1 protein-coding gene and 1 pseudogene are annotated in these 1,360 nt (G+C 68.6%); both read left to right on the plus strand.

Annotated features, from left to right (window positions below):
- The first annotated feature begins 244 nt into the window (after positions 1-244).
- Positions 245-850, plus strand: coding sequence for a hypothetical protein (locus AC1D00_RS41220; RefSeq protein WP_477014658.1), 606 nt, complete (start codon positions 245-247; stop codon positions 848-850).
- Between the two features lie 128 nt (positions 851-978).
- Positions 979-1,360: pseudogene (locus AC1D00_RS41225) on the plus strand (AAA family ATPase); the annotation flags it as partial.

Here is a 1,360-nt window from a genome sequence, read left to right on the forward strand (position 1 = left end):
TATCTGATGAATATCTTTTTGATTGACTTTTCGCACAAATCGTGATCTATGGTGCCCCACTCAGGCCACGTGCTTCTCCGATAGCGAGCCTCGCTCGAACGGTCCTAAGGCTATTCTTGCCGGGATCCCCCATTTCGCCGCCGAGGCAACGTCGACGCCAATACGCCCGCTTCCCCGCGGACACCGCACGCCGACGGCGTGCGGCGCTCGCGCGCGCCGTTTCCAAACGACAAAGTGAGGGTAGATGCAGAAACGTCCAAACCTGTTCGTCGGCTACAAGTCCACCAAGGCCATCGCGGCCCGCGATCCCATGGTGCGCGACTTCTTGGCCCAGGCCACGCTCGATCCGATGATCTTCTCCATCGACTATCAGCCCACCGTGGTCCACGCCGACCGCGTGGTTGCCGTGAACGGCATCGTCCTCGATCGTTGCGGAGGCCGCTACGCCGCCGACCTCGTCGACGCGCGGCCGCCGTCCGATCCGCAGGGCGAGGCCTTGCTCCAGCTCGCTTTCGAGCGCGGCTGCGCCGGCATCATGGAGGTCACCGCCGCCGACATCCGCGCCGAGCCCCGCCTGTCCTCGGTGCGCGAGGTCTGGAGCCATGGCTCGGTCTACATCCACGGCGACGATCGGGCGCAGATCGTCGAGGCGCTCGAGAGCGAGGGGCCGCTGGAAATGGCCGAACTCGAACGCCTGGCCGATACGCGTCGCGAAATGCGTGCGGTGGTCTGCGCGCTGGCCTGCGAGGGCTCGATCGAACTCGATCTCCGCCTAGGGCTCGGCCCCGCCGCCACCGTCCGGCTAGGAAGCCGGCGTCCGCTCCTCCGGATGCACGGCTACGGCGCCTAGCGGCCGGCCGCGACCGGCGCCCCGCATCGCCGGGTCCGGTCGATCTCGATCGTTTTCAAGGATTCGTTGGTCACGGCTCCGCGGCGCTCCTTGCGCCGGCGGTCGTCGTCTTCGGGAGCACCACCGCTATGAACGACGACGAAGCGGATCGCGCCGGCGCGCGCGTCCGGAAGCCCGGTGCGGCCGACGTTGCGGACTTCGATCCGCCGGAGGAGCACCAGGCGGCTGAGGTGTCCGCAGGGCGCCCCGGCGCGGCGTCGTGCCTCTCGGGCGCGGCATTGGACGCGGCGCTCCCGAGCGACGTGGCCGCCCGCATCGGAGGATCCGAAGCGATCGCCTTGACCGTGCGCGTGCCGTCGGCCGCTTGGGTGAAACCGATCGAGTCGGCTTTCGAGCGGCTCGATCCTCGGTTGGAGATCATCGCGCGGGACGGCAGCAGCCGGACGGCTCACAAGGCCGACTCGGGCAACGACGAGGTGAGCCGCCACCTGTCGCGCGGCCGGTCGGTCG

Source organism: Bradyrhizobium sp. P2_E8, from assembly GCF_056403875.1.

Bases quoted from the DNA above. Each gene is read 5' to 3' on its own strand.
- AC1D00_RS41220 (WP_477014658.1), top strand. From the start codon at position 245: ATGCAGAAACGTCCAAACCTGTTCGTCGGCTACAAGTCCACCAAGGCC.